19 protein-coding genes, 2 pseudogenes and 1 riboswitch are annotated in these 23,644 nt (G+C 74.2%); of the genes and pseudogenes, 10 read left to right on the top strand and 11 right to left on the bottom strand.

The genetic code is table 11. The features are described 5' to 3' along the window. Together DLJ47_RS27065 and DLJ47_RS27060 are read right to left on the bottom strand one after the other, a co-directional pair. Positions 1 to 624, bottom strand: a pseudogene (locus tag DLJ47_RS27065) (hypothetical protein); the annotation flags it as partial. 161 nt (positions 625 to 785) lie between these two features. Beyond that, complete coding sequence (locus tag DLJ47_RS27060) at positions 786 to 2,321, bottom strand: C40 family peptidase (protein WP_109904052.1); 1,536 nt, start codon at positions 2,319 to 2,321, stop codon at positions 786 to 788. A gap of 243 nt (positions 2,322 to 2,564) precedes the next feature. On the opposite strand from DLJ47_RS27060, the gene mqnE reads away from it, so the two are divergent. The 3 genes from mqnE (at position 2,565) to DLJ47_RS27045 (ending at position 4,587) form a co-directional block, all read left to right on the top strand. Then, a complete protein-coding gene (mqnE, locus tag DLJ47_RS27055) occupies positions 2,565 to 3,734 on the top strand; it encodes an aminofutalosine synthase MqnE (RefSeq protein ID WP_109904060.1) in 1,170 nt (389 codons plus the stop codon). A 55-nt stretch (positions 3,735 to 3,789) separates the two neighbouring features. Next, positions 3,790 to 4,212 carry a hypothetical protein gene (locus DLJ47_RS27050; protein WP_109904050.1) on the top strand — a complete coding sequence of 141 codons (423 nt, stop codon included), beginning with the start codon at positions 3,790 to 3,792 and terminating at the stop codon, positions 4,210 to 4,212. 93 nt (positions 4,213 to 4,305) lie between these two features. Next, positions 4,306 to 4,587, top strand: a complete 282-nt coding sequence (locus DLJ47_RS27045; protein WP_109904048.1) for a DUF4229 domain-containing protein — start codon at positions 4,306 to 4,308, stop codon at positions 4,585 to 4,587. Positions 4,588 to 4,670: 83 nt separating this feature from the next. Here DLJ47_RS27045 and DLJ47_RS27040 read toward each other — a convergent pair whose 3' ends face one another. Next, the gene (locus DLJ47_RS27040; RefSeq protein ID WP_109904046.1) at positions 4,671 to 6,023 is read right to left on the bottom strand and encodes a peptidase C39 family protein; all 1,353 of its coding nucleotides are present in this window, start codon (positions 6,021 to 6,023) and stop codon (positions 4,671 to 4,673) included. Positions 6,024 to 6,236: 213 nt separating this feature from the next. Between DLJ47_RS27040 and DLJ47_RS27035 the strand changes: the two genes are divergently transcribed. The 4 genes from DLJ47_RS27035 to DLJ47_RS27020 all read left to right on the top strand — a co-directional run bounded on the left by DLJ47_RS27035 (position 6,237) and on the right by DLJ47_RS27020 (position 11,351). Next, positions 6,237 to 8,117: a M14 family zinc carboxypeptidase gene (locus tag DLJ47_RS27035; protein WP_109904044.1), complete on the top strand. Its 1,881-nt coding sequence runs from the start codon at positions 6,237 to 6,239 to the stop codon at positions 8,115 to 8,117. Positions 8,118 to 8,298: 181 nt separating this feature from the next. Then, a riboswitch (cobalamin riboswitch) is annotated at positions 8,299 to 8,392 on the top strand. Between the two features lie 109 nt (positions 8,393 to 8,501). After that, positions 8,502 to 9,443 carry an ABC transporter substrate-binding protein gene (locus DLJ47_RS27030; protein WP_109904042.1) on the top strand — a complete coding sequence of 314 codons (942 nt, stop codon included), beginning with the start codon at positions 8,502 to 8,504 and terminating at the stop codon, positions 9,441 to 9,443. A 25-nt stretch (positions 9,444 to 9,468) separates the two neighbouring features. Beyond that, on the top strand, positions 9,469 to 10,554 hold the full coding sequence (locus DLJ47_RS27025; RefSeq protein ID WP_109904058.1) for a FecCD family ABC transporter permease: 1,086 nt from the start codon (positions 9,469 to 9,471) through the stop codon (positions 10,552 to 10,554). Further along, a complete protein-coding gene (locus tag DLJ47_RS27020; RefSeq protein WP_088996997.1) occupies positions 10,551 to 11,351 on the top strand; it encodes an ABC transporter ATP-binding protein in 801 nt (266 codons plus the stop codon). The genes DLJ47_RS27025 and DLJ47_RS27020 overlap by 4 nt, the downstream gene beginning before the upstream one ends. Here DLJ47_RS27020 and DLJ47_RS27015 read toward each other — a convergent pair. The 4 genes from DLJ47_RS27015 to DLJ47_RS27000 form a co-directional block, all read right to left on the bottom strand. Continuing rightward, entirely contained in the window at positions 11,338 to 12,105 is a 768-nt protein-coding gene (locus DLJ47_RS27015) for a VOC family protein (protein ID WP_109904041.1), read from the bottom strand. The genes DLJ47_RS27020 and DLJ47_RS27015 overlap by 14 nt on opposite strands. Before the next feature lie 117 nt (positions 12,106 to 12,222). Then, positions 12,223 to 12,993 carry a VOC family protein gene (locus DLJ47_RS27010; protein ID WP_109904039.1) on the bottom strand — a complete coding sequence of 257 codons (771 nt, stop codon included), beginning with the start codon at positions 12,991 to 12,993 and terminating at the stop codon, positions 12,223 to 12,225. Between the two features lie 94 nt (positions 12,994 to 13,087). Beyond that, positions 13,088 to 13,825: an ABC transporter permease gene (locus DLJ47_RS27005; RefSeq protein ID WP_109904037.1), complete on the bottom strand. Its 738-nt coding sequence runs from the start codon at positions 13,823 to 13,825 to the stop codon at positions 13,088 to 13,090. Between the two features lie 13 nt (positions 13,826 to 13,838). Next, entirely contained in the window at positions 13,839 to 14,789 is a 951-nt protein-coding gene (locus DLJ47_RS27000) for an ABC transporter ATP-binding protein (RefSeq protein ID WP_109904035.1), read from the bottom strand. Positions 14,790 to 14,935: 146 nt separating this feature from the next. On the opposite strand from DLJ47_RS27000, the gene DLJ47_RS26995 reads away from it, so the two are divergent. Further along, positions 14,936 to 16,690, top strand: a complete 1,755-nt coding sequence (locus DLJ47_RS26995) for an FG-GAP-like repeat-containing protein (RefSeq protein WP_146228206.1) — start codon at positions 14,936 to 14,938, stop codon at positions 16,688 to 16,690. A 19-nt stretch (positions 16,691 to 16,709) separates the two neighbouring features. Here DLJ47_RS26995 and DLJ47_RS26990 read toward each other — a convergent pair whose 3' ends face one another. The 4 genes and pseudogenes from DLJ47_RS26990 to DLJ47_RS26975 form a co-directional block, all read right to left on the bottom strand. After that, positions 16,710 to 18,797, bottom strand: coding sequence for a HelD family protein (locus DLJ47_RS26990; protein WP_109904031.1), 2,088 nt, complete (start codon positions 18,795 to 18,797; stop codon positions 16,710 to 16,712). A 312-nt stretch (positions 18,798 to 19,109) separates the two neighbouring features. Further along, positions 19,110 to 20,357 carry an HNH endonuclease signature motif containing protein gene (locus DLJ47_RS26985; protein ID WP_109904056.1) on the bottom strand — a complete coding sequence of 416 codons (1,248 nt, stop codon included), beginning with the start codon at positions 20,355 to 20,357 and terminating at the stop codon, positions 19,110 to 19,112. A gap of 122 nt (positions 20,358 to 20,479) precedes the next feature. Beyond that, a pseudogene (locus DLJ47_RS26980) lies at positions 20,480 to 20,673 on the bottom strand (flavoprotein); the annotation flags it as partial. A gap of 105 nt (positions 20,674 to 20,778) precedes the next feature. Further along, positions 20,779 to 21,618, bottom strand: coding sequence for a carbon-nitrogen hydrolase family protein (locus DLJ47_RS26975; RefSeq protein ID WP_109904029.1), 840 nt, complete (start codon positions 21,616 to 21,618; stop codon positions 20,779 to 20,781). Positions 21,619 to 21,709: 91 nt separating this feature from the next. Here DLJ47_RS26975 and DLJ47_RS26970 point away from each other — a divergent pair, with 91 nt between their 5' ends. Further along, positions 21,710 to 22,291: an ArsR/SmtB family transcription factor gene (locus tag DLJ47_RS26970; protein WP_109904027.1), complete on the top strand. Its 582-nt coding sequence runs from the start codon at positions 21,710 to 21,712 to the stop codon at positions 22,289 to 22,291. 41 nt (positions 22,292 to 22,332) lie between these two features. Then, positions 22,333 to 23,644: MFS transporter (locus tag DLJ47_RS26965; RefSeq protein WP_109904025.1), on the top strand; the 1,312-nt coding region annotated here is incomplete at its 3' end.

Below are 23,644 nucleotides of genomic sequence, written 5' to 3'. Positions count from 1 at the left end.
CTGGTAGACCTTCGCCGTGCCGGCGCGGGCTGCCAGGTCCGCCTCGCCGGCTGCGACCCGGCTGGCTCCGGGTACGGCCGCGCTGGCCCGGGCCGGGGCACCGGCACGCTGGCCCGGCACGGCGGACGCGGCCGGGGTGACCGACGCGGTGGCCCGGTAGGTGCCGGCGGCCCCCACGCCGCCGGCCGGTGCGCCGCCCTCCGGCGGTGCCACGGCACCCGCGACGCTCACTCGCGCGCTCGCCCGCGCGGCCCCCGGCTCGGCGTCAGCGGCGGTGGCCGGCGCATCCTCCTCAGCGGTCGGCTCGACGTCCTCGGCGCTGGTCGGTTCGGCCCGGTCGGCCGCGGCCGGCTCGGCGTCTGCGGCGCCGGCGGGGCCGGCCTGGTCAGTGGTGGCCGGAGCGCGGTCGTCGGCGGTCTGCTCGGCGCTGGCCGAATGCTCGTCGGCCTCACGCTGGGCGGGTATCCCGCCGTCGACGGTGGCCGGATCGGGCTCGGCGGCCCGGGCGGCGGCGGACTCGTCGGTGGCGGGCGGCTCGGCCGGCTTCCGCGCCGTCGCCTCGGCCCGGTCGGCCGGGGCCGGGGCGTCGTCGACCGGCTCCGCCGGAACCTGTTGATCGGCCATGTGCCCGCCCTCCGCGCCACGCTCTCGCCCGGATCCGCGGCGAGGGGTCCGGGCGTGCCTGAGTGTCACCGTGCCACATTCCGCCCCGACCGCACAGCCGGAGTCCGTACCGCGCCGGTACGCGCCCGCCTCGCTTGCCGGCTCGGCGGCGGAGCGCTGGCTCAGTTACCCGCGCTCGGGCTCGCCGAACCGCTCGTCGTGCTGCCGCTGGGTTCCGCCTCGCGGCTGGATTCCGCGTCGCCGCTGGGTTCCGCGTCGCCGCTGGCCGGAGCCGACGTGGTCGTGCCGTCGGCGGGGGTGGACTCCGTCGGCGAGCCGGTGGCGCTCGGCGAGGTGCTGGTGGTGGGCGTCGGCGACGGGCTGGCCGGCGTCGGCCGCGGCGGAAGGGTCGGCTCGCTGGTCTTCGGGGGCTTCGACTCGGTCGGCGTCGGCGTCGGGGTGGCCGGCTTGCTCGGGGTCGGGCTGGGGGAGGTGGTCGGCGCGGGCACCGCACCGATCACCCGGGTGGCCGCGTACAGGCGGGACCAGCGGACCGTGGAGATCTTGACGACGTCGCCGGTGGTCGGGGCGTGCACCATCTTGCCGCCGCCGATGTACATGCCCACGTGGTGGATGCTCGTCCAGCTGCTGCCCGAGGCGAAGAAGAGCAGGTCGCCGGGGAGCAGCGCGGTACGGGCCACGGTGCGGGAGCGGGTCGCGTAGTACTGGTCGCGGGAGACCCGGGGCAGGGCCTTGTAGCCCGCCGAGCGGTACGCGGCCCACATCAGCCCGGAGCAGTCGAACCGGTCCGGCCCCTCGGCCGCCCAGAGGTAGGGGTCGCCGAGCTGCGCCTTGGCGTACGCCACCGCGGCCAGCGCCATCGGGTGCGCGGCCAGCCCGTTGACCGTCTCGTTGGCGAGGTAGCCCGCGCCGAGCCGCTGCTCGGCCGCTTCCTGCTGCCGCTCCAGCTGGATCAGCTGCGCGGCGTTGTCCTTGCGCAGCTTGAGCAGCTTGGCCTCTTCGGCACGGAGGGACCGCTCGGTCGTGGTGAACTCCTGCTGGGCGCCGCGGGCCCGGGAGTCGGCCGCCAGCCAGGCCTGGTAGGCAACCTGCTCGCCGTTGCGCGCCCGGGACAGCTCGCCGGCCGCGGCGGTGGTGCCGCCCTCGGTCTTCTCCCCCCGGGTGATCCGGGAGAGCCGGTTCAGGTCGTGCAGATCGCCGGCGAACCCGCCGGGCGGCAGGGCCGCGGCGGCCTTGAACGCGTCGGCCGCGGCGGCGTCCGCGCCCTGCTGGGCCCGGGCGAGCGCGTCCCGGGCGAGGTCGAGATCCCGCTTGGCCGTGGCCAGCTGGGTGTCCGCCTCGGTGCGCTTCTGCCGCAGCAGCAGCAACTGGTCACCGAGCTGGCCGATCCGCACCTCGGCGGCGTAGATCTGGCTGGCCAGCGGACCGTTGCCCAGGTTGGACACCGGCGCGCCGGGGGTGCCGGGCAGGCCGGGAACGGGCGCGCCGCCGGGCAGCCGCAGCGCCCCGGTGTACGTCGGGCGGGCGCCGCTGTCCGGGACGGTGGTGGGCAGCCCGGGCTCCGCGTACGACGGGCTGGCCAGGACCGCGGCGGCGACGGCGCCGAGCAGGGCGGACCAGAGCGCCGGCCGGAGCACCGGTGAGACCACCGGGCGTCGCCGTCGTCCGTGTCGCCGCCCGCGCCCGCTGTCGACCATTCCGCTCCCCGTCCGGTACCGTCCCCGCGCCCGGTGGAGCGCGGCCGTGCGGACGCTACCAGTGTGTGTCCGCGTCCCAATCTGTCTTACCGCACGGAGACAGCGATGTCGATGCGTCGTCAGGTAACGGCCGGCTGAGAGTTCGGTGAGCGGGGGCACCCGGCGCCGACCGTGCCGACGGCGGTCGCCGCGGGCGACGTAGGCTCGGTCCCGGACCGCAGGTGGAAGGGGACGTGGCTGTCGATGGACGCCGGACTCAAGCGTGAGCTCGAAGCGAAGGTGTACGCCGGGGAGCGGCTGACCCGGGAGGACGGCATCGCCCTCTACGACAGCGACGACCTGACCTGGCTGGGGCGGCTGGCGCACCACCGGCGTACCGAGCTGAACGGCGACCGGGTGATGTTCAACGTCAACCGGCACCTGAACCTGACCAACGTCTGCTCCGCCTCCTGCGCGTACTGCTCGTTCCAGCGCAAGCCGGGCGAGAAGGACGCGTACACGATGCGCATCGACGAGGCGGTCCGCAAGGCCAAGGAGATGGAGGACGAGCAGCTCACCGAGCTGCACATCGTCAACGGCCTGCACCCGACGCTGCCCTGGCGCTACTACCCCAAGGTGCTGCGCGAGCTGAAGGCGGCGCTGCCGAACGTCAAGCTGAAGGCGTTCACCGCGACCGAGGTGCAGTGGTTCGAGAAGATCAGCGGCCTGAGCGCCGACGAGATCCTCGACGAGCTGATGGACGCCGGCCTGGAGTCGCTGACCGGCGGCGGCGCGGAGATCTTCGACTGGGAGGTCCGGCAGCACATCGTCGACCACGCCTGCCACTGGGAGGACTGGTCGCGGATCCACCGGCTGGCCCACTCGAAGGGCATGAAGACCCCGTCGACCATGCTCTACGGGCACATCGAGGAGCCCCGGCACCGGGTCGACCACGTGCTGCGGCTGCGGGAGCTCCAGGACGAGACCGGCGGATTCGTGGTCTTCATCCCGCTGCGCTACCAGCACGACTTCGTCGACTCGGCGGACGGCAAGATCCGCAACCGGATCCAGGACCGGACCACGATGGCCTCGCCGGCGGAGTCGCTGAAGACCTTCGCGGTCTCCCGGCTGCTGTTCGACAACGTCCCGCACGTGAAGTGCTTCTGGGTGATGCACGGGCTGTCGGTCGCCCAGCTCTCGCTCAACTTCGGCGCTGACGACCTGGACGGCTCGGTGGTGGAATACAAGATCACCCACGACGCCGACGCCTACGGCACCCCGAACACCATGCACCGGGACGACCTGCTGCACCTGATCTGGGATGCCGGTTTCCGGCCGGTGGAGCGGAACACCCGCTACGAGGTGGTCCGCGAGTACGACGCGGCGCCGTCGCTGGCGCAGCGGCGCGCCGAGCCGCAGCGGGTCTGGGCTTGAGCGACTGTCGGGGTGTCCCGACAGCCGCTGAGCCGGCACGTACCCTCGTAGGACCATGACCGAGCAGCAGAGCGGCTTCCCCCGGCGTGACGCCGAGGGCCGCATCCGTACCCTGGGCGACCTGCTCGGGGTGGCCCTGGCCGGCCTGGTCGTCGGCGTGCTGGCGCTGGTGCTCTTCGACTGGGCGTTCGCGCTGGTGGGCAGCGGCGACTTCGGCCGCGCCAACGGCTGGCTGGCGGTGATCCTGCCGGCCTGGCTGTTCTGGGACGATTTCCGGGCCTGGCAGTTCGGCGCGGCCCGGGTGGTGGCGGCGCTGCTGGCCGCCGCGGTCGGGGTGGTCGCCGGGCTGGTGGTGGCCGGCCTGGTCGCCGGCCTGCCCCCGCTGGCGTCCGGCGCACTGGCCGCGACGGCGTTCACGCTCTGCTACGCGGTGGTGTGGTTCCCGGGCGTGCGCTGGCTGGCCCGCCGGACGGGCTGAGGTTCCGCCGGTGCTCCCGGCGGGCGGAGAAGGAGTGGAAAGAGTGAGCGCGAGGAGTGCGCGGGCCCGGCGGTCGCGAATCGAGGTTCTGCCGTGAGCGCGGCGGTCAAGTACACGCTGGGCCGGATCGGCCTGTTCGTGCTCGTGCTGGCGGCGCTCTGGCCGGTCGACATGAACGTCTTCCTGAAGCTGATGCTGGCGCTCGCCTTCTCCGCCGCGGCCTCCTTCTTCCTGCTGCGCGGCTGGCGTGACGAGATGGCCGAGGAGATGGCCACCGCCGCCGAGCGCCGCCGCGCCGAGAAGGAGCGCCTCCGCGCCGCCCTGGCCGGCGAGGATCAGCCGGACGACTCCGCCGACCGCCCCGACTCCAAGTGATCAGGGGGTTCGCGTCGTCCGGACGGGCCGGGACGACGCGAACCCCCTGATCGACGGGCGGAACCCACCGGGATCGGGTCAGGTCACCAGTTGGTGGAGCCGGGGACCGTGGGCCAGGGAAGCCGTTCCGGCTTGATCAGGTAGACCACGCCGCCGGAGCCGCCGGACACCCCGCCGCTGGCGTTGATCCGCTTGGTCCGCAGCCAGATATGCTCGAACTGCTTGCGGGAGTACACGTTGCGGACCACGTCGTTGCTGGACGACGCGGGGTCGTTGACGATCACGTCGCCGTCGGCGGTGAAGCCGACCACCACGAAGAGGTGCCCCGAGGTGCCGTAGTTCGCCCCGTCCAGCTCGCTGGCGAGGAAGGACTGGCTGGTCACCACCGGGATACCGGCGGCGATGAAGCGCTCCAGCTCGTCCAGCGAGTGCAGCCGGGTGACCCGCCCCTCCATGCCGGGGTAGCTGGCCGCGTACGCCGTGTTGAACGGCCAGTTGCCGGCGCCGTCGTAGGCGTAGTCGTAGACCATCCGGGCGGCGTGGTTGACGGTCGGGTCCGGGTAGGTCGGGTCGACCCAGGCGGTGTCCTCCTCGGATGCCTTCCGGCCCCAGTACTCGATCACCATGGTGGTGGAGGTGGGGGAGCACCAGGCCTGGCCGCCGCCGTCGTACTCGGGGTAGTGGCCGGAGTGGACGTTCTGCGAGTAGCGCGGCACCGGCAGCTCGATGCCCCAGGCGATCCCGCCGGCGCTCGGGGTGACGGTGAACCGGTCCGGCACGGTGGAGCTCATCGCGCCCAGCGTGCGGACCTTCGGCGCGGCCTGCTGGCCGGGCGCCCGGTAGAGGGTGACCCGCAGCTGGTACGCCCGCAGCAGCACCCCGGCCTCGGCGTCGTCGATGCTGAAGGTGTCGGTCCAGATGGTCGACCAGGGGTCGCCCTGCCGGTTCACGGTGGTCCGCTTGATGTCGGCGTCGCCCTCGGCCCACCGGCCCATCACGTACCACGGGGTCTGGCCGCTGGTGTTGTACGTGCCCTGCAGCTCGACCTGGATCCAGGTGCCGGCCGGGGTGTCCGCGTTCCACGAGGCGATCAGCTCGGTGGCGTCGAACCCGACCTGGGTCAGCGGGGAGGTCCAGGTGGCGTACTCCCAGCTCCGGGTGGTGCCGGTGTGCGGGTCGGTGTAGTCGGTGGTGCCGGCCGGCCGGGCCAGGGTGAGGCCCGGGTGCGCGCCGGGCACGGCCCGGGTGCCGGCGTGGGTGCCCCGACGCCAGTCGGGATACCGCGACCACTCGTGGAAGGTGATCTGCTCGTCGTGCACCACCGGCCGGGCGGCCGGGGCCGCGACCGGCGCGGCGCCGACGGGTGCCGTCGTGCCGAGGAGGGCGAGCGCGGTGACCCCGGCGAGGGTGGCCGCGCGTAGACGTCTTCTGGGCATCGCTACTCCACAGGGAAGGAGGTGGGGCATCGTTGCCGGTCAGTGTCCCGCCTGCAAGGAAGTTTCGCTATAGGTCGAGAGATGGAAAATCCTTGCCAGTGTGAGGATCCGGTTGGCATGGACCAAACAGCGATGAATATTGATATGACCATGTGACTGGTGGTGGAGTGTCCCCCACCGAGCGGGATCTCCCGCCCTCCGAGGAGGTTGTCCATGGCCTTCCGCACCACAACCCCGCGCCGCCGGCTGGCGCTCGCCGTCGCCGTCGGGTTCGGACTGCTCACCGTCGCCGCCGCACCGGCCTCCGCACGGCCGGACCCGGGCCGCGACGCCGGATCGGCCGCCACGTCCTACCGGGTGCTCGGCCCGCGTACCGTGGCGGACCGCACAGCGGTCGCCGGCACCGGCGCCGCCATCGACTACGTCGAGCACGGCGTGCTCAACGTCTCGGCCACCCCGGCCGAGGCGGCCGCCATCACCCGGCTCGGCTTCCGGCTGGAGGCGGTCCCGGCTCCGTCGGCCGACGGCCACAGCCACGGCGAGGGGGACGTCGGCACGGCGGCCTTCCCGCCGGCCGACTCGAACTACCACGACTACGCCGAGCTGACCGCGGTGGTGAACCAGGTGGTCGCTGACCACCCGGCGATCGCCCGGAAGATCAGCATCGGCAGTTCGTACGAGGGCCGGGACCTGATGGCGGTGAAGATCTCCGACAACGTCGGCACCGACGAGAGCGAGCCGGAGATCCTGTTCAACGCGCAGCAGCACGCCCGCGAGCACCTCACCGTGGAAATGGCGATCTACCTGCTCAACCTCTTCACCGACAGCTACGGCTCGGACTCCCGGGTGACCGGCATCGTCAACAGCCGGGAGATCTGGATCGTGCCGACGGTGAACCCGGACGGCAGCGAGTACGACATCGCCACCGGCTCCTACCGGTCCTGGCGGAAGAACCGGCAGCCGAACAGCGGCTCGTCCTACGTGGGCACCGACCTGAACCGCAACTGGTCCTACCAGTGGGGCTGCTGCGGCGGGTCGTCCGGCTCGACCTCGTCGGAGACCTACCGCGGCCCGTCGGCGTTCTCCGCCCCGGAGACCCGGGCGCTGCGCGACTTCGTCAACAGCCGGGTGGTCGGCGGCGTGCAGCAGATCAAGGCCAACATCGACTTCCACACCTACTCCCAGCTGGTGCTCTGGCCGTTCGGCTACACGTACAGCAACACCACCACCGGGATGACTGCCGACCAGTACAACACCTTCGCCACGCTGGGCCAGCAGATGGCGAACACCAACGGCTACACCCCGCAGCAGTCCAGCGACCTCTACATCACCGACGGTGACAGCATCGACTGGATGTGGGGCACCCACGGCATCTGGGCGTACACCTTCGAGATGTACCCGGGCTCGGCGTCCGGGGGCGGCTTCTACCCGCCGGACGAGGTGATCCCGACCCAGACCTCGCGCAACCGGGAGGCGGTGCTGCTGCTCAGCGAGTACGCGGACTGCCCGTACCGGGTGATCGGCAAGCAGGCGCAGTACTGCGGCGGTGGCGGCGGCACCACTGTCTGGTCGGACACCTTCGAGACCGCGACCGGGTGGACCATCAACCCGAACGGCACGGACACCGCGACCACCGGTGCCTGGGAGCGGGGCGCCGCCCAGGCGACCACCTCCAGCGGCGCCAAGCAGCTCACCCCGTACGCCGGCAGCAACGACCTGGTCACCGGCCGGCTGGCCGGCACCGGAGCGGGTGACTACGACATCGACGGCGGCGTGACCAGCGCCCGGTCGCCGGCGGTGACCCTGCCGTCCACCGGCACGCTGACCCTCTCGCTCGCCTGGTACCTGGCGCACGGGTCGAACGCCTCGTCGGCCGACTACCTGCGGATCAGCGTGGTGCACAACGGTGGCACCACTGCCCTGTTCACCCAGTCCGGGGCGGCCACCAACCGCAACGGCTCCTGGGCGGTGGCGAACCTGAACCTCACCCCGTACGCCGGGCAGTCGGTGCGGATCCTGGTCGAGGCGGCGGACGCCTCCGGCGCGAGCCTGGTCGAGGCGGCTGTGGACAACGTCACCATCACCAACTCCTGACCGGTGGGGCCCCGTTCCGCCCCCGACGGGGCCCCACCCACCAGCCCGATCCAGGACATATCGCCGCCGGACGGCCGCCGGTGACCCGACGCAGCGCGGGTCGACGGCCGCCCGGCGGCGATCGTCCGTAGGGGCACGTCGGGGCGGTGCGCTACCGTCTTACCGACCATCCCGCAGCGAAGCCGGTGTGAAACCGGCGCTGTCCCGCAACTGTGATGCCCCCGCGCGGCGTCACCGGCCCCGGCCGGTGCCCGACGCGCGGTGGACGAGCCAGGTCGCCTGCGGGTGGTCGCGATCCGCGCTCTCGAGGAAGGGCGCCTCGCGGACGGGCGCACGGGGTCCCTGTCGGCGAAGCACCACGCTCCTCGACCGACAGGAGGACAGATGTCCAGACGTATCCCCCGGCTGTTCGCCGCGACCCTCGCGGTCGCCGCGCTCGCCCTCGGCGCCTGCGCCGAGAAGACCTCCGACACCCCCGCCGCCGGCGGCAGCAGCGGCGCCGCAGCCGCCGCCTTCCCGGTCACGGTCGGCGACCTCACCCTGGAGAAGCGGCCCGAGAAGATCGTGTCGCTCTCCGCCTCGGCCACCGAGATGCTCTTCGCGATCGGCGCCGGCCCGCAGGTCACCGCCGTCGACGACAACTCGAACTACCCGCCGGACGCGCCGAAGACGGACCTGTCCGGCTTCTCGCCGAACGCCGAGGCGATCGCCGGCCGGAGCCCCGACCTGGTGGTGCTCTCCGACGACCGCAACAAGATCGTCGAGCAGCTCGGCACGCTGAAGATCCCGGTGTACATCACCCCGGCGGCGACCACGCTGGACGACTCGTACCGGCAGCTCACCGAGCTGGGCGCGCTCACCGGCCACCCGGCCGAGGCGGCCGACGTCACCAAGCGGATGAAGGACGACATCGCCAAGCTGGTCGCCGGCCTGCCGCAGCGCACCGAGAAGCTGACCTACTACCACGAACTCGGTCCGGAGCTGTACACCGCGACCAGCAAGACCTTCATCGGTTCGCTCTACGCGATGGCCGGCCTGGAGAACATCGCCGACCCGGCGGACGCGGACGGCAAGAACGGCGGCTACCCGCAGCTGTCCCAGGAGGTGATCGTCAAGGCGGACCCGGACTTCGTCTTCCTCGCCGACACCAAGTGCTGCCAGCAGAGCGCCGAGACGGTCAAGGCCCGCGCCGGCTGGGCCGGGATCACCGCTGTCAAGAACAACCAGGTCGTCGGGCTGGACGACGACATCGCCTCGCGCTGGGGCCCGCGGGTGGTGGACCTGCTCCGGGCCATCATCGACGCGGTCGCCAAGGCACCGGCGTGACCTGCCGATGACCAGGTCCGCCGTGATGGCGCCGGCCAGCCGGCGGGCCGGGACGCCCCGCGCGTCCCGGCCCGCCGGGCTGCGCCCGCGCTGGCTCGTCGCCGGCCTGGTCGCGGTGCTGGTCGCCCTGGTCGCGGGGGTGTCGCTCGGCCCGGTCAGCCTGCCGCCGGGCAGCGTCGCGGCCGAGCTGCTCAACCTCGTTCCCGGGGTACGCATCGACAGCGGGCTGACCGAGCGGGAGATCGCCATCGTCACCGAGCTGCGGCTGCCCCGGGTGGTGCTCGGCCTGCTGGTCGGCGGGCTGCTCGCCCTGGCCGGCGCCGCCTACCAGGGGGTCTTCCGCAACCCGCTGGCCGACCCGTACCTGCTCGGGGTGGCGGCCGGGGCCGGCCTGGCGGTCACCGCCGCGATCACCCTCGGGGTGGGCGCGGGCGGCGCGCTGACCGGGCTGCCCGCGACCATCCCGCTCGCCGCGTTCGTCGGCTCGATCGGCGCGGTCGCGATGACCTACCTGCTCGGTGCCGCCGGCGGCCGCGGGCGTTCGCCGGCCACCCTGATCCTGGCCGGGGTGGCGGTCTCCGCGTTCCTCTCCGCCGGGCAGACGTACCTGCTGCAACGCAACTCCGACAGCATCCAGCAGGTCTACTCCTGGCTGCTCGGCCGGCTGGCCACCGCCGGCTGGCACGACGTCCGGCTGGTGCTGCCGTACTTCCTGCTCACCGCCGTGGTGGTGTTGCTGCACCGGCGCGAGCTCGACGTGCTCTCCGTCGGCGACGACGAGGCGACCAGCCTGGGCCTGCACCCGCAGCGCTCCCGCTACCTGCTGATCGCCGCCGCCTCGCTGGGCACCGCTGCGGCGGTCTCCGCCTCCGGTCTGATCGGCTTCGTCGGGATCATCGTGCCGCACACCGTACGGCTGCTCGCCGGGTCGAGCTACCGGGTGATCCTGCCGCTCTCGCTGCTCTTCGGCGGCGCCTTCCTGGCGCTGACCGACGTGGTGGCCCGCACCGCGGCGGCCCCCGCCGAGGTACCGATCGGGGTGGTCACCGCGCTGCTCGGCGGCCCGTTCTTCGTGCTGGTGCTGCGCACCACCCGGCGGGTGATCGGATGAGCGCGCCCGCTGTCGAGGTGCGCGACCTGCGCGTCCGGTTGGACGGCGCGCCGATCCTGGCCGGCGTCGACCTGACCGTCGCCGCCGGCGAGTGGGTCACCGTGATCGGCCCGAACGGCGCCGGGAAGTCCACCCTGCTGCGCGCCGTCGGCGGCCTGCTGCCCGCGCCGGGCGCCATCTCCCTCTTCGGTACGCCGAGCGAGTCGCTGCGCCGCCGGGAGCGGGCCCGGGTGGTGGCCACCGTGGCCCAGTCCCCGGTCGTGCCGCCCGGCATGGCGGTGCTGGACTACGTGCTGCTCGGCCGCACCCCCTACATCCCGCCGTTGGGCCGGGAGTCCGCCGCCGACCTGGCCGCCGCGTACGACGTGCTGGACCGGCTGGATCTCGCCGGCTTCCACGACCGGGAGCTGGCCACCCTCTCCGGCGGTGAGCGGCAGCGGGTCTTCCTGGCCCGGGCGCTGGCCCAGGGCGCCACCCTGCTGCTGCTCGACGAGCCGACCAGCGCGCTGGACATCGGCCACCAGCAGGAGGTGCTGGAGCTGGTCGACCAGTTGCGCCGGGCGCACGGCCTGACCGTGCTGGCCACCATGCACGACCTCTCCGTGGCCGGCGAGTACGCCGACCGGCTGGTGCTGCTCGCCGACGGCCGGGTGGTGGCCAGCGGCGCGCCCCGCGAGGTGCTCACCGAGCGGCTGCTCGCCGAGCACTACCGGGCGAGCGTGCGGGTGGTGGACGGCGAGCACGGGCCGCTGGTGGTGCCGGTGCGGCCGGAGCCGCGGACGGTCAGGGCGGAGTAGTCCCGAGGATCGAGAAGAACGCCCCCTGCGGGTCGGTGAGCACGGCGAACCGGCCGCGCGGCAGGTCGGTCGGCTGGACGGCGAGCGCCCCGCCCAGCCGCAGCGCCTCGGCGGCGACGGTGTCGGCGTCGGTGACCGCGAAGTAGACCATCCAGTGCGACGGGAGACCGCCCCAGTCCTGGCCGATCATCGGCATCATCCCGGCGACCGGGCTGCCGTCCAGCTGCCAGGTGGTGTAAGTGGTCTCGCCCATCGGCTGATCGTCCGCCGTCCAGCCGAACACCGCCCGGTAGAACTCCTTCGCCCGGTCCCACTCCCGCGTGGTCAGCTCGGCCCAGGTCAGCGAGCCGGGTACGTCGAACACGTCGGCCCCCGGCAGGCCGAGCGACTGCCACACCCCGAACGACGCTCCGGCCGGGTCGGCGCAGAGCGCCGTCCGCCGGGAGCCGGTGACGTCGGACGGCCCGGCCAGGACCCGACCACCGGCGGCGGTCACCCGCTGGGCGACTCCGTCGACGTCGTCGGTCGCCAGGTACGGCGTCCAGGCGGGCGGCCGTTGCGGTCCCGCCCCCAGCCCGGCGCCGGCCACGGGTCTGCCCTGCTGGTGGAAGACGAGGTGACCGTCGGCGGGGGGCTGCGGGTCCGCCCCGGCGACGGCCCAGCCGAACAGCGGCGCGTAGAAGCGCGCCGCGCCGGCGAGGTCGGTGGTGACCAGGTCGACCCAGGCGGGTGCCCCCGGTGGGATGTCCGTCATGGCTTCGGCTCGGCTTCCTCTGCTCGTGGGCGACTCTGGTGCTCGTGGGCGACTCTGGTGCTCGTGGGTGGCGCTGGGCGGGGGCGCTGGGCGGCGGGGTGGCTAGCGCTTCGGCCGTCAGCCGGGGCCGGCCGGGGCGATGACGTTGAAGAGCGCACCCTGCGGGTCGCGGAGGGCGGCGTACCGGCCGGCCGGAATGTCCTGGGGTGGGACCAGGATGGTGCCGCCCAGCTCGGCGGCGCGGGCGGCCGCCGCGTCCGCGTCGGCCACCGCGAAGTACACCGACCAGTAGGCGGGTGAGTCGGCCGGGAAATCGTCGCCGAGCGGCGGCATCATCCCCGCCACGATCTGCGCGCCGAGCCGCCATCCGGTGTAGGTGACCGAGCCCATCGGCTGGTCGTCCGGGTGCCAGCCGAAGACCAGCTCGTAGAAGACCTTGGCGCCGTCCGGGTCGGGGGTGACCAGCTCGTTCCAGCTCATCGCGCCGGGTACGCCGAGCACCTCAGCGCCGGGCATCGCCATCGGCTGCCACACGCTGAACGCGGCACCGCACGGGTCGGCGAAGACCGCCATCCGCCCCCGGTCGAAGACCGCGAACGGCGGCACCACCACCTGCCCACCGGCCCGCTCGACCCGCCCGGCCACCAGGTCGGCGTCGTCGGTCGCGACGTACGTCGACCAGATCGGCACCTGCTCCGGGATGGCCGGGGGCCCGCCCCCGGCCACCGCCCGCCCGTCGAGCTGGAAGACGGTGTAGCCGCCCGCCTCGGGCTCCGGCGCGATCCGCCCGGTCCAGCCGAACAGCTGCGGGTAGAAGCGCCGCGCGTCGGCGAGATCCGGGGTGGCCAGGTCGGCCCAGCAGGGCGTACCCGGCGGCACGGTGCTCACGTCGACCCCCCTCGGCTGTGGGCGCCCACGCCGGCACGCCCTGCCGGCATCGTGGCACCGTTCGCGCGCCGTACGGGGCGGATCGGGCGAATCGTCAGCTGAACCGTCGACCCTCGTCCCGCCGGTACGCCCACCCGGCCAGCGCCGCCAGGACCACCACCCAGACCCCGAGCATGGCCATCGACAGCGGGTTCAGCGGGTAGTCGCCGACCGCCGCCCACATCAGCTCCACCGCGCCCCGGGTCGGCAGGTACGGCGCGATCGCCTCGATGAAGGCGGGCGCCTGGTCCGGCGCGGTGAGCAGGCCGCCGCCGAAGGCGAGCGGGAAGAAGACCACCTGGGCCACCACGATCGCCGCCTTGCTGGGCAGCGAGTAGCCGATGGCGAGCCCCATCAGCGTGAACGGCACCGACACCAGCGCGACGGTGACCAGGGCGAGCAGGAACGCCGGCGCGGTGATCCGGGCCTCGGTGAGCGTCGCGCCGATCACCACCACCGGCACCAGCGACAGGTAGGTGAGCGCCAGGCCGGCCAGCACCCGGCCGGCGAAGCGCGGCGCCGACCCCGCCGGCAGGGTCCGGGTGTACGGGTTCCACGGCTGGTCGCGGTCCTCGGCGACGCCGACCCCGTACTGGAAGATGTTGGCGCTCATCACCGAGAAGGTGACCATCGAGGCGGTCGCGAAGGTGGCCGCGACCGGGTCCTTCCCGGCGAACGGCACCACGAAGAAGAGCATCGCGGCGGCCGGGAAGAACGCGCTGCCGAACACCGCCACCGGGATCCGCACGGTCTCCAGCAACTGGTAACGGGCGTGGATCAGGGCGAGCTGCACTGCTGTCGCCTCCTCAGACGGTGGTGGTCGGTCGGGCCGTCGGGGCGTCGGCGGGTCGGCCCTCGGCGGCCGGCTGGCCGCCGTCGGCCGGTCGCTCGCTCTCGGTCGCGGTGATGGCGAGGAACGCCTCCTCCAGCGAGGTGGGCCGGACCTCCAGGTCGACGAAGGGCACCCCGGCGGTGACCAGGTCCCGCACCAACTGGTCGGCGTCGGTGGTGAGCAGGTGGGTGCGCCCGTCGACCTGTTCGGTGCGGACCACGCCGGGCAGCGCGGGCAGCGCGTCGGCGACCAGGCTGACCCGGCGTACGCCGACGATGCCGCGGATCGCGGCCACCGTGTCGTCGGCGAGCACCCGACCCTGCCCGATCACCACCACCCGGTGCGCCAGCGCCTCGACCTCCTCCAGGTAGTGGCTGGTCAGCAGGACCGTGCCGCCGTCGTCGTGGAACGCCCGGATCGCGTCCCAGAGGGTGTGCCGGGCGGCCACGTCCAGGCCGGTGGTCGGCTCGTCCAGCAGCACCAGCCGGGGCCGGCCGACGAAGGCGAGCGCCACCGCGAGCCGCCGCCGCTGCCCGCCGGAGAGGCCGCCGGTCTGCCGCTTGACCAGGTCGGTGAGGCCGAACCGGTCGAGCAGTTCGCCGCGCGGCACCGGGTCGGGGTAGTGGGCGGCGACGAAGTCGACCACCTCGCCGACGCGCAGGGTGCCGGGCAGGCCGGTCTCCTGCGGGGTGACCCCGATCTGTCGCCGGCTCGCCGGGTCCCGAGGGTCGCCGCCGAAGAGTTCGACTCGGCCGGAGGTCGGCCGGCGCAGCCCGACGAGCAGGTTCAGCAGGGTGCTCTTGCCGGCGCCGTTCGGGCCGAGCAGGCCGACCAGCTCACCGGCGGGCACGTCGAGGTCGACCCGGTCCAGGGCGAGGACGTCGCCGTAGCGGCGGCTGGCCTGGACGGCCCGGGCGAGGATCATGGCGGCTCCCAGTCGGCACCGTGGACGGTCGGGTACGGCTCAGGTGTACTCCCTCCCCGCAACCGCCGACCACCGGAGGATGTACGCCGCCCCCGGCGCCGTCTACGCTGCCGCTGGCTGATTGCGCTTGAACGAAGGTGGTCGCCGTGCGGGGGATCCTGACCAGGAACGTGTTGGCGGCCGGAACGGCCCTGGTGAGTCTCGGACTGGTCGCGGCCTCGTCGCCCGCGCCAGCCGCCGATCCGGCGCTCACGCCGGCCGCCGACGCGGCACCCGTACCGGCGGTGGGTTCACGGCCGGGTTCCGTCACCGAGTCCCGGCCGGTGCCCGGCGACCGCGCCGCCGCGGCGCCCACCACCGGCACGTCCGGGTCGCGCGCCGCCGCGCCGTCGGCCCCGACCGGACGTACGGCCACCGCTTCGGCGCCCCGCCCCGCGCGAGCCGACGCGGCGCCGGCGGACGCGCGGGCCCGGTTCGACCTCGACGGCGACGGCCGGGACGAGCTGGTCGTCGCGGGTTTCGTCACCGTCGCGCAGGGAACCAGCGGTTACGGCCTCATGATCGACTACTCCGGGTCGGCCTGGCGGCAGTACCTCCTCCCGCCGGATGGGCCCCGCCTGAACTCGCGCTTCGGCGACGCGCTGGCCGCTGGCGACCTGAACGCCGACGGCTACGCCGAGCTGATCGTCGGGGACCCGATGGCGAACAGCTCGGCCGGCGACGTCTGGATCTACCCCGGCGGCCGGGACGGCATCGACCCGGCAGCGGCCCGGCAGATCACCCAGGACACGCCGGGTGTCCCCGGCATGGCGCACGGCGGTGCCGAGTTCGGCCACTCGCTGGCCGCCGGTGATCTCGACCGCGACGGGTACGTGGACCTGGTGGTCGGCGCGCCGGGTGAGACGGTGGCCGGGCACTCGCTGGCCGGCACGGTGACCGTCCTGCGGGGCAGCGCCGGTGGACTCAGCGTCGAGGGTGCCCAGCAGGTCAGCCAGGACTCGCCGGGCGTACCCGGGGAGGCCGCCGGGCGGGGGCACTTCGGCTTCGCCCTGGCCGCCGGGGACGTGACCGGCGACGGCCATCCCGACGTGGCGGTCGGCGCGCCGGGCATCGACGGCGCCGGCGCGGGCAGCCGGGTCATCCTGCTGCCCGGCGGCCCGACCGGTGCCCGCACCGACGGGGCGACGAGCGTCAGGGGTGAGGACTTCGGAATCGGCGCCCTCGGCGAGACCCTCCGGATCGCCGACCTGAACCGGGACGGCCACGGTGACGTGCTGGCCGGAGCGCCCCGCTCCGCCCACGGCGCGCTGGTCCACCTTCGTGGGTCGGCGGGCGGGCTGACCGCGCAGGGCGCGCAGGTACGCCGGCCCGCCGAGGAGTACGTCGGCGGAATCACCGCCGCCGACTTCGGCAACTCGCTCTCCACCGGTGACGTGACCGGCGACGGCTACCCGGACGTGCTGGTCGGCGCGTCACAGCGCACCGCCGCCGGGGTGGAGGGAGCCGGCGGGGTGGTGCTCTACCCGGGCGGGCCGCGCGGCCTGGGCGTCGCGGCGGCGTACCACCAGGGCATGCCGACGCCCGGGTACCGCGGCCCGGCGGAGCAGCCGGAGCAGGGCGACTGGTTCGGCAGCGCGGTGGCGATCCTCGACCTCGACGGCACCGGCCCGCTGGAGATCGTCGTCGGGGCGCGCTACGAGAACACGTCCGGCCTGCTGACCGAGCTTGCGGTGGGGAAGGCACCGGTCCGTCCGGGCCCGGTCCCACCGGGTGGCTCCGCTCCCGCCGTCTCGCCCTGGCTCATCTACCCGGTGCAGCAGTGGTACTGGACCGACCTGTCGAACACGTCGAGCAACCGGATCCCCCGGATCGTCAACGCCGGCCGGCAGTTGCTCGGCTGACCCGGCTCGGCCGCCGGGCTCACGCCAGCTCGGCGGGGAGCGGCGCGGCGTGCAGCACCGACAGCCGGGACACCGCCCGGGTGAGCACCACGTAGAGCCGGTGCAGGCCGCGCGGCTCGGCGGTCACGATCGCGGCCGGTTCGACGACGATGACGTGGTCGTACTCCAGGCCCTTCACCAGCGTCGCCGGCACCACGGTGACCCGCGCCCCGGCGGCCGGGTCGTCGGCCGTGGCGGCCTCGACCCCGGCGGTGGCCAGCGCCGCGCGCAGCCCGTCGACCGCGTCGTCCGCGGCGATCACCGCGATCGAACCCTCGTGCGCCAGCGCTGCGCGCACCTCGGCCACCGTCGCGGCCGAAAGATCGCCGACGGTACGCACGTCCAGCGCGCCGTCGCGGCGCAGCGACTCCGCCGGGGGTACGTCGACGGCGAGCGCCGGCAGCAGCCGGTTGGCGAACGCGACCACGGCGGCGGGCACCCGGAAGCCGATCGTCAGCGGGACCACCGTGGCCTCCGGCTTGCCCAGGTGGGCGAGGGACTGGCGCCAGTCGGTGGCGGCCCACGGCGCGGTGCCCTGGGCGAGGTCCCCGAGCAGGGTGATCGACCCGTGTTCGCTGCGCCGGGCGATCACCCGGCACTGCATCGGGGAGAGGTCCTGCGCCTCGTCGACCACCACGTGCCCGAAGCCGGCCGGGCGCTCGATCAGCCCGGCCGCCTCGTCGATGAGCACCGCGTCGGCGGCCGTCCACTTCGCGGCCTTGGCGGTGCGCGCCGGCTTCGCCCAGGTCAGCAACGCCTGCTCGGCCGGAGTGAGCAGGCCCTCGGCCACCGCGGCCAGCCGCGCCGGGTCGGCGAACAGGGTGTGTACCAGCCCGTCCGGGGTGAGCGCCGGCCAGACCGCGTCGAGGAAGTCGACGACCGGCCGGCAGCGGCCCATCCGGCGCAGCCAGGCGTCGCTCGGCGACTCGGCTCGCCGCGCCTCGGCCTGGCGTTGCAGCAGGCTGACCACCCGGGCCCGGACCCGCTCCCGGCCGACCGCGTACGGCAGGTTCTCCCGGCGGGTCTCCTGGACCACCCGGTGCAGCGGTTCCAGGCCGATCCGCCAGCGGTACGAGCCGTCGGAGACGGTGATCGGCTCGGTCGGCTCGCCGATGTGCGCGTGCACCGCCCGGCGGAGCAGCTCAGCCATCCGTACGTCGTGCTTGACGACCGCGGCCGCCGGGTCGTCGACCGCCCGCACCGGCACCCGGTCGAGAAGGTCCTCCACGGTGGCCTGGGCGACCTCGACCTCGCCGAGCGCCGGCAGTACCGCCGCGATGTACGCCAGGAACGCCCGGTTCGGCCCGACGATCAGCACGCCGGCCCGGCGCAGCCGTTCCCGGTGCAGGTAGAGCAGGTACGCGGCCCGGTGCAGGCCGACCGCTGTCTTTCCGGTGCCCGGCGCCCCCTGTACGCAGATCGAGTCGGCCAGTTCGGCCCGGACCAGTTCGTCCTGCTCGGGCTGGATGGTGGCCACGATGTCGCGCATCGGCCCGACCCGGGGCCGCTCGATCTCGGCGGTCAGGATCCGGCTGGCCGTGCCGAGTTCCTCGCCCCGGTCCAGGTGCTCGTCCTCGAAGCTGGTCAGCAGGCCGTTGTTGAAGCCGAACCGGCGCCGGACCGCCAGGCCCTGCGGATCCCGGGCGCTGGCCCGGTAGAACGCTCGGGAGACCGGGGCCCGCCAGTCCAGCACCAGCGGCTCGCCCCGCTCGTCGGTCACGTGCCGCCGGCCCACGTGGTACCGGCGCCCGGCGTGGTCCAGGTCTCCCGCGCCGCCGGGTTCGTCGCCGGTCGCCGGGGCGGAGTCGCCGGCGGGGCTGGCGGCGTCGGCGAAGTCGAGACGGCCGAAGAAGAGCGGCGTGGTCGGGTCGTCGGCGAGTTCGGCGACCCGGCGGGCCAGCGTGCGGCCCAGCGTCTCGGCCGCGTACGCGTCGCCGGCCACCTGGTCACCGGTGGCGAAGAGGGCCTCGGCGCGTTCCCGCATCCGTTTCAGGGCGGCGCGGGAGGCGGCGAGGTGCTCGCGCTCCGCGGCGAGGTCGGTGTCGAGGTCGAGGTCGAGTGCGGTCACGCTGATTTCCCCTCGAGGTCATCTGCTGATCGCTCGCGTGTCCGGCAGGCGGATGGCCGGCCTCCGGCGCGGGACGTCCGTTGCGGTGCCCAGTGCACCCTGGCCGTCGAAGCGACCTGACAGCCTACGCGCCCCCCAGCCACCCCTCCACCGAATTTGTACGAGCATGATCGCGCCGTGGCTGGCGTGGACCGAACGGATGCCTGGCGCGCGCAGCCGGCGGCGCCGCGCCTGCACGACCCGGGTTTGCGAACCGCGTGCTGCGTCCACTTCCCGGCCCTGTCGAGTGCCGCGGCCGGACTCCGCGTCGGCTCATGGTCTTCGATGTAGCAGGTTGCGGCGCGGCTGCCGTTGTGGGTCGAGCCAGGCGGGCGGAAGGAATTCGGGTCGGCCGTCGGCGGCGAGCCGCACCGCCCATTCGCCCCGATGGACGAGGCGGTGGTGGTGGCCGCAGAGCAGCACGGCGTTGGCCAGGGTGGTGCTGCCGCCGTCGGCCCAGTGCCGGATGTGGTGGCCGTCGCACCAGCGTGGTGGCCGGTCACAGCCGGGGAAGGCGCAGCCACCGTCGCGCAGGACGAGTGCGCGGCGCAGCGGGCCGTTGATCAGGCGTCGCTGGCGGCCAAGGTCGAGGACCTGGCTGTCGCCGCCGAGCACGGCCGGCAGGACGGCGGCGTCGCAGGCGAGCCGGCGGAGCGCGCCGGGAGTGACCCGCAGGCCGGTGTCGAGGGTGCCGGCGCCGAGCTGGTTGGTCATCGGGTCGAGCGGCACGGTGACGACGAGCTGTGGCCGGTCACCACCGTTGGCCGGGAGAGCGCCGGTGCGCAGGGCGAGGCGGCAGACCTCACCGAGGGCGTCGGCGCGGCGCTGGCCGGGTGCCCGGTCGTCGAGCGGACCGGACGGGGCGCAGAGTGGATCGATGGCCGCGCGCAGCACGGCGGCCGTCTCGGCGTCGAGGGTGCCGGTGAGCCGTACCTGACCGTCGGGTCGGTCGGCGAGGGTGAGGTGCCGCCGCGCCTCGGCACGGGCTTCGGCCGCCTCCAACGCCGCCAACTCGGCCCGGTCGGCGAGATCGGGGGCGACGTGGGCGAGCACCCGCTCGCCGAGGCGGCGCAGGATCGCCGGCTCGAACCGGTCGGCCCAGTCGACCAGGAGCTGTGCGGCCTTGTCCGCCACCTCCGGCCCCGCCTCGGTGGGCAACGCGCCGACCACCTGCGCCACCACCATGCCCTGCTCAACCGTCATCGACCCGGACAGCAGTGCCGCGCGGGCCACCGCAGGGGCGGCATCGACAGCGGCGGCGACCTCGACCAGGCGACGCGCCGACCGGCCGGAGACGCGCAGCCGCTCCCGCAGCCACGCCGCCGTCGAGGAGGCGCCCTGCGTGACCGCCAGGCCGCGCCCGTCGACCTCGCGCACCAGGCCCAGCTTCACCGCCGCCAAGCGCTGCTCCAGCACGTGCACCGCATCGAGCGACGCGGTCAGCTCGGCGTCGGACATGGCCCAGGCGGCGGCATCGGCGCACTCGCCCACCACCTCGCCGACCTGCGCCAACGCCGTCATCACGCAGTCCACGTTAGAACATACGTACGACAACTTCGGCGGCGGAGATCGTCCTGCCGGTCGGAGATCTGGCGCCTGCCACGCCGCCCCGTTACCGCGGGCGGCCGCGTCGCGGATTGGCGGTGTTCGAGGTGGCTACGGGTCACGGGGTCTCCCGCGGCGCCACCATCATCGGCCGCCGCTCCTTGAGGTTGACCTCGGCCGCCCGTTGCAGCAGATCCTTGGAGAGGTCGATCGCGATGCCGGCGCAGGCCGCCGTGCTGGCCGGCCATCCCGCGTACCGGGTAGAGCCGCTGCTCGGCCCGGCCGCCAGGTTTGTGCTGGCCGGGTAAGCGGCGTCGGCGGCCGGTATCGCCGGTCGACGACGTCCCGGGCGGCGACCGGCGATTGGCGGCGCCGCGCGGTCTGGCGGGGTGCTACGTCAGTGTCGGATGTCGGTGGGTAGCGGATGGGCGGGGCGCGGTAGCGCCGGGTGGTGCGGCGTCGGCCGGTAGCGCAGGTCGATGACGTCCCGGCGTTGCTGGTCGAGGCTCCAGTCGGTGACCTCGGCCAGGTCAACCGTGGTCCGGAGGATGCCGGTCCCGCCGGGTGGCAGCTCGGCGAGCACCTCGCCGCGGGGTGAGACGACCATGCTCGGGCAGTGCTGCCGCGGGTCGGCGAGGTTCACCGCGAACACGTACCGCTGGTTCTCGGCGGCGCGGCTGATCAGGTGGCTACGCCAGACGCCGGTGGTGGCCTCGGGGCTGGCGGCGTTGGTCAGGTAGACGAAGGCGGCCGCGCCGGAGCGGGCCAGCTGCTGCCACTGCTCGGGGTAGCGGATCTCCCGGCACAGTTGTACGCCGACGAGGAGGTCGCCCCAGGGCTGGGCCACCTGGCGGACCGGCAGCTCGGCTCCGGCCCGGAGCACCTGGCGCTCGTTCATTGCGAGGTTGATCTTCCGGTAGGTCCACCGCTCGCCGGACGGGGTGAAGTGCAGCGCGACGTTCCACCAGGCGCCGTCCTCGGGCAGCAGCGAGCCGCAGAAGAGGTGCACGCGCCGCTGCCGGGCCAGTTCGGCGGCCGTCCCGACCGCTCGGGCGAGGCGCGCCCGGTCGAGCGTGGCCAGCGGCGACAGGTCGGGGGCGTACCCGGAGAGCGCGCCCTCGGGCAGCAGCACGAGGTCGTCCGGCTCGGCGCGGCCCACGACCCGCTCGATCGCGGCGAGGTTCGCGTCGATGTCCCAGCCGGTAGGGATCTGGCCGATCGTCACGGTCGTCTTCATCTGGTCCTCCTACCGACCCGTCGTGCCTGGTCACGACGCCGGGCCGCGCGGGGCGATGGTGCGGCGGCGGGTGGGCGGGGATCATGAGGGGATGACCGAGCCGCGTGCCGAGGGTAGCCGGGTGACGATCAGCGACCCGCGGGTGATGCGGGCGCTGGCGCATCCAGCCCGACTCGCCATCACCGAACATCTCAGTGGGCTGGAGGGTGGGGCGACCGCCACCGAGTGTGCGGAGATCGTCGGTCTCTCTCCGAGCGCCACCAGCTACCACCTGCGGGAACTGGCCAAGGCCGGGCTGGTGGAGCAGGCGCCGAGCCGGGGTGACGCGCGGGAACGGGTCTGGCGGACGGTCAGCCCGAGCTGGACGGTCGACGCCGGACGGACCACCGAGCCGGAGGCGCAGGCCGCCGAGCGCGCGCTGATCGAGGCGTGGCTGGCCCGCGACCTGGAGCGCAGCCGGGACTGGTTGCGGCGCGCGCCCCACGAGCCGCCCGAGTGGTACGCGGCGACCCGTCTCGCCGACAGCCAACTGCTGCTCACCGCGGCGGAGTTGAGCGAGCTCAACGAGGCGGTGGACCGCCTGCTGGAGCCGTACCGGAAGCGGTCCCGGAGGAACCCGCCGACCTCGGCGCGCACGGTCGCGGTGCAGTACAAGGCGGTGCCGCTGGACTGACAGGGTTGAGTCGATCAGGTGTGAAGGATTATTTTCGAAATATGTCCTTCACATCTGTCCGGTCGCGCTGGTCCGACGTCTGGCTGGCCACAGCCGCGCGAGGCATCGCCAGCTGTGGAGATTTCCTGGTCGCCAGCGCGCTGACCCTCGCTCTGCAGTCCGCCGGGGCCGGCGGGCTCGCCGTCTCCGGGGTGCTCCTCGCGGCGACCCTGCCGCTGGTGGTGCTCGCTCCACTGACCGGGCGGCTCGCCGACCGGGTGGACAGCCGCATCATCCTGGTGGCCGCCGGGCTGGCCCAGGCCGGCATCTGCCTCGCGCTCGCGTACGCCGGGCACCCAGCGCTGGTCATCGTGCTGGTGGCGCTGCTGGCGGCCGGCCTCGCCGCCACCCAGCCGGTGATCTCGGCGCTGGTGCCGGTGATGGTCCGGGCAGCGGATCTGCCCCGGGCCAGCGCGCTCAACCAGTCGGCCGGCACGCTCGGCGCACTCGCCGGCCCTGCCCTGGCCGGGCTGCTGGTGGGCCAGTTCGGCGCCCGTCCACCGCTGCTGCTGGCCGCCGGCAGCTACCTCGCGCTGGTGGTGGCCGGGCTGTTGATCCGTACCCGCCGGGGCGGCCGGCGGCGCGCGGAACCGGCGCTGCCCGGCGGCGCGGTGCCCGCGACCGGCTGGCGGCTGCGCCAGGACCCGCTGCTGGTCGCGATGGTGGCCAGCGTCGCGGGCGTGATCGGTGCGGTCGGCGCGATCAACGTGGTGGAGGTCTTCTTCATCCGCGAGACGCTGGGCAGCTCCACCACGGTGTACGGCCTGGTGACCGGCGCCTGGACGCTCGGCATCCTGGCCGGCGGGTGGCTGTTCGCCCGGGTGGTGCGGCGGCTCGATCGGGACGGCGCGCTGGTCGGGGCCGGCCTTGCGCTGCTCGGCGGCTGCTGCCTGATGGTGCTGGCCTCGGCGGCGGTGCCGGCCGCCCTGCTGCTGGTGCCGATCTTCCTGGTCGGCGGCGTCTTCAACGGCGGCAACAACGTCTTCGACACCGTGCTGCTGGCCCGCCGGGTGCCGGAGGCGGCGCGGGGACGCGCCTTCGCCTTCTTCGGGGCGTCGGTGCAGGGCGCGGCGATGGTCGGCTACCTGGCCGGCGGGCTGCTGTTGGAGGTGGCCGCGCCGCGGCCGCTGGTCGCCGCCTGCGGGGTGGCCGGCCTGCTGGTGGTCGCCGCCGTCGCGCTGCCCCTGCGCCGGGCGAGCCGCGCGGCGACCCCCGCCGTCCTCGACCCGGCACCCGCCGGCCCGCCGCCGCTCGCCCCCGACTCGGTGCGCGGCGAGCCGGCACCCGCCGCCCCGCCGCCCCTCCCCCCCGCCC

Source organism: Micromonospora sp. S4605, assembly GCF_003176715.1.
Lineage (GTDB): Bacteria > Actinomycetota > Actinomycetes > Mycobacteriales > Micromonosporaceae > Micromonospora > Micromonospora echinaurantiaca.
Note: the sequence above shows the minus strand (reverse complement) of the source record. Positions and strands in the feature narration are given on the sequence as shown.

Coding starts and splice junctions, on each gene's coding strand:
- DLJ47_RS27050 (WP_109904050.1), top strand. CDS start 3,790: ATGACCGAGCAGCAGAGCGGCTTCCCCCGGCGTGACGCCGAGGGCCGC.
- DLJ47_RS27040 (WP_109904046.1), bottom strand. CDS start 6,023: ATGCCCAGAAGACGTCTACGCGCGGCCACCCTCGCCGGGGTCACCGCG.
- DLJ47_RS26985 (WP_109904056.1), bottom strand. CDS start 20,357: ATGACGGCGTTGGCGCAGGTCGGCGAGGTGGTGGGCGAGTGCGCCGAT.
- DLJ47_RS27025 (WP_109904058.1), top strand. CDS start 9,469: ATGGCGCCGGCCAGCCGGCGGGCCGGGACGCCCCGCGCGTCCCGGCCC.
- DLJ47_RS27000 (WP_109904035.1), bottom strand. CDS start 14,789: ATGATCCTCGCCCGGGCCGTCCAGGCCAGCCGCCGCTACGGCGACGTC.
- DLJ47_RS26975 (WP_109904029.1), bottom strand. CDS start 21,618: ATGAAGACGACCGTGACGATCGGCCAGATCCCTACCGGCTGGGACATC.
- DLJ47_RS26970 (WP_109904027.1), top strand. CDS start 21,710: ATGACCGAGCCGCGTGCCGAGGGTAGCCGGGTGACGATCAGCGACCCG.
- DLJ47_RS27030 (WP_109904042.1), top strand. CDS start 8,502: ATGTCCAGACGTATCCCCCGGCTGTTCGCCGCGACCCTCGCGGTCGCC.
- DLJ47_RS27060 (WP_109904052.1), bottom strand. CDS start 2,321: ATGGTCGACAGCGGGCGCGGGCGGCGACACGGACGACGGCGACGCCCG.
- DLJ47_RS27015 (WP_109904041.1), bottom strand. CDS start 12,105: ATGACGGACATCCCACCGGGGGCACCCGCCTGGGTCGACCTGGTCACC.
- DLJ47_RS27020 (WP_088996997.1), top strand. CDS start 10,551: ATGAGCGCGCCCGCTGTCGAGGTGCGCGACCTGCGCGTCCGGTTGGAC.
- mqnE (WP_109904060.1), top strand. CDS start 2,565: ATGGACGCCGGACTCAAGCGTGAGCTCGAAGCGAAGGTGTACGCCGGG.
- DLJ47_RS27035 (WP_109904044.1), top strand. CDS start 6,237: ATGGCCTTCCGCACCACAACCCCGCGCCGCCGGCTGGCGCTCGCCGTC.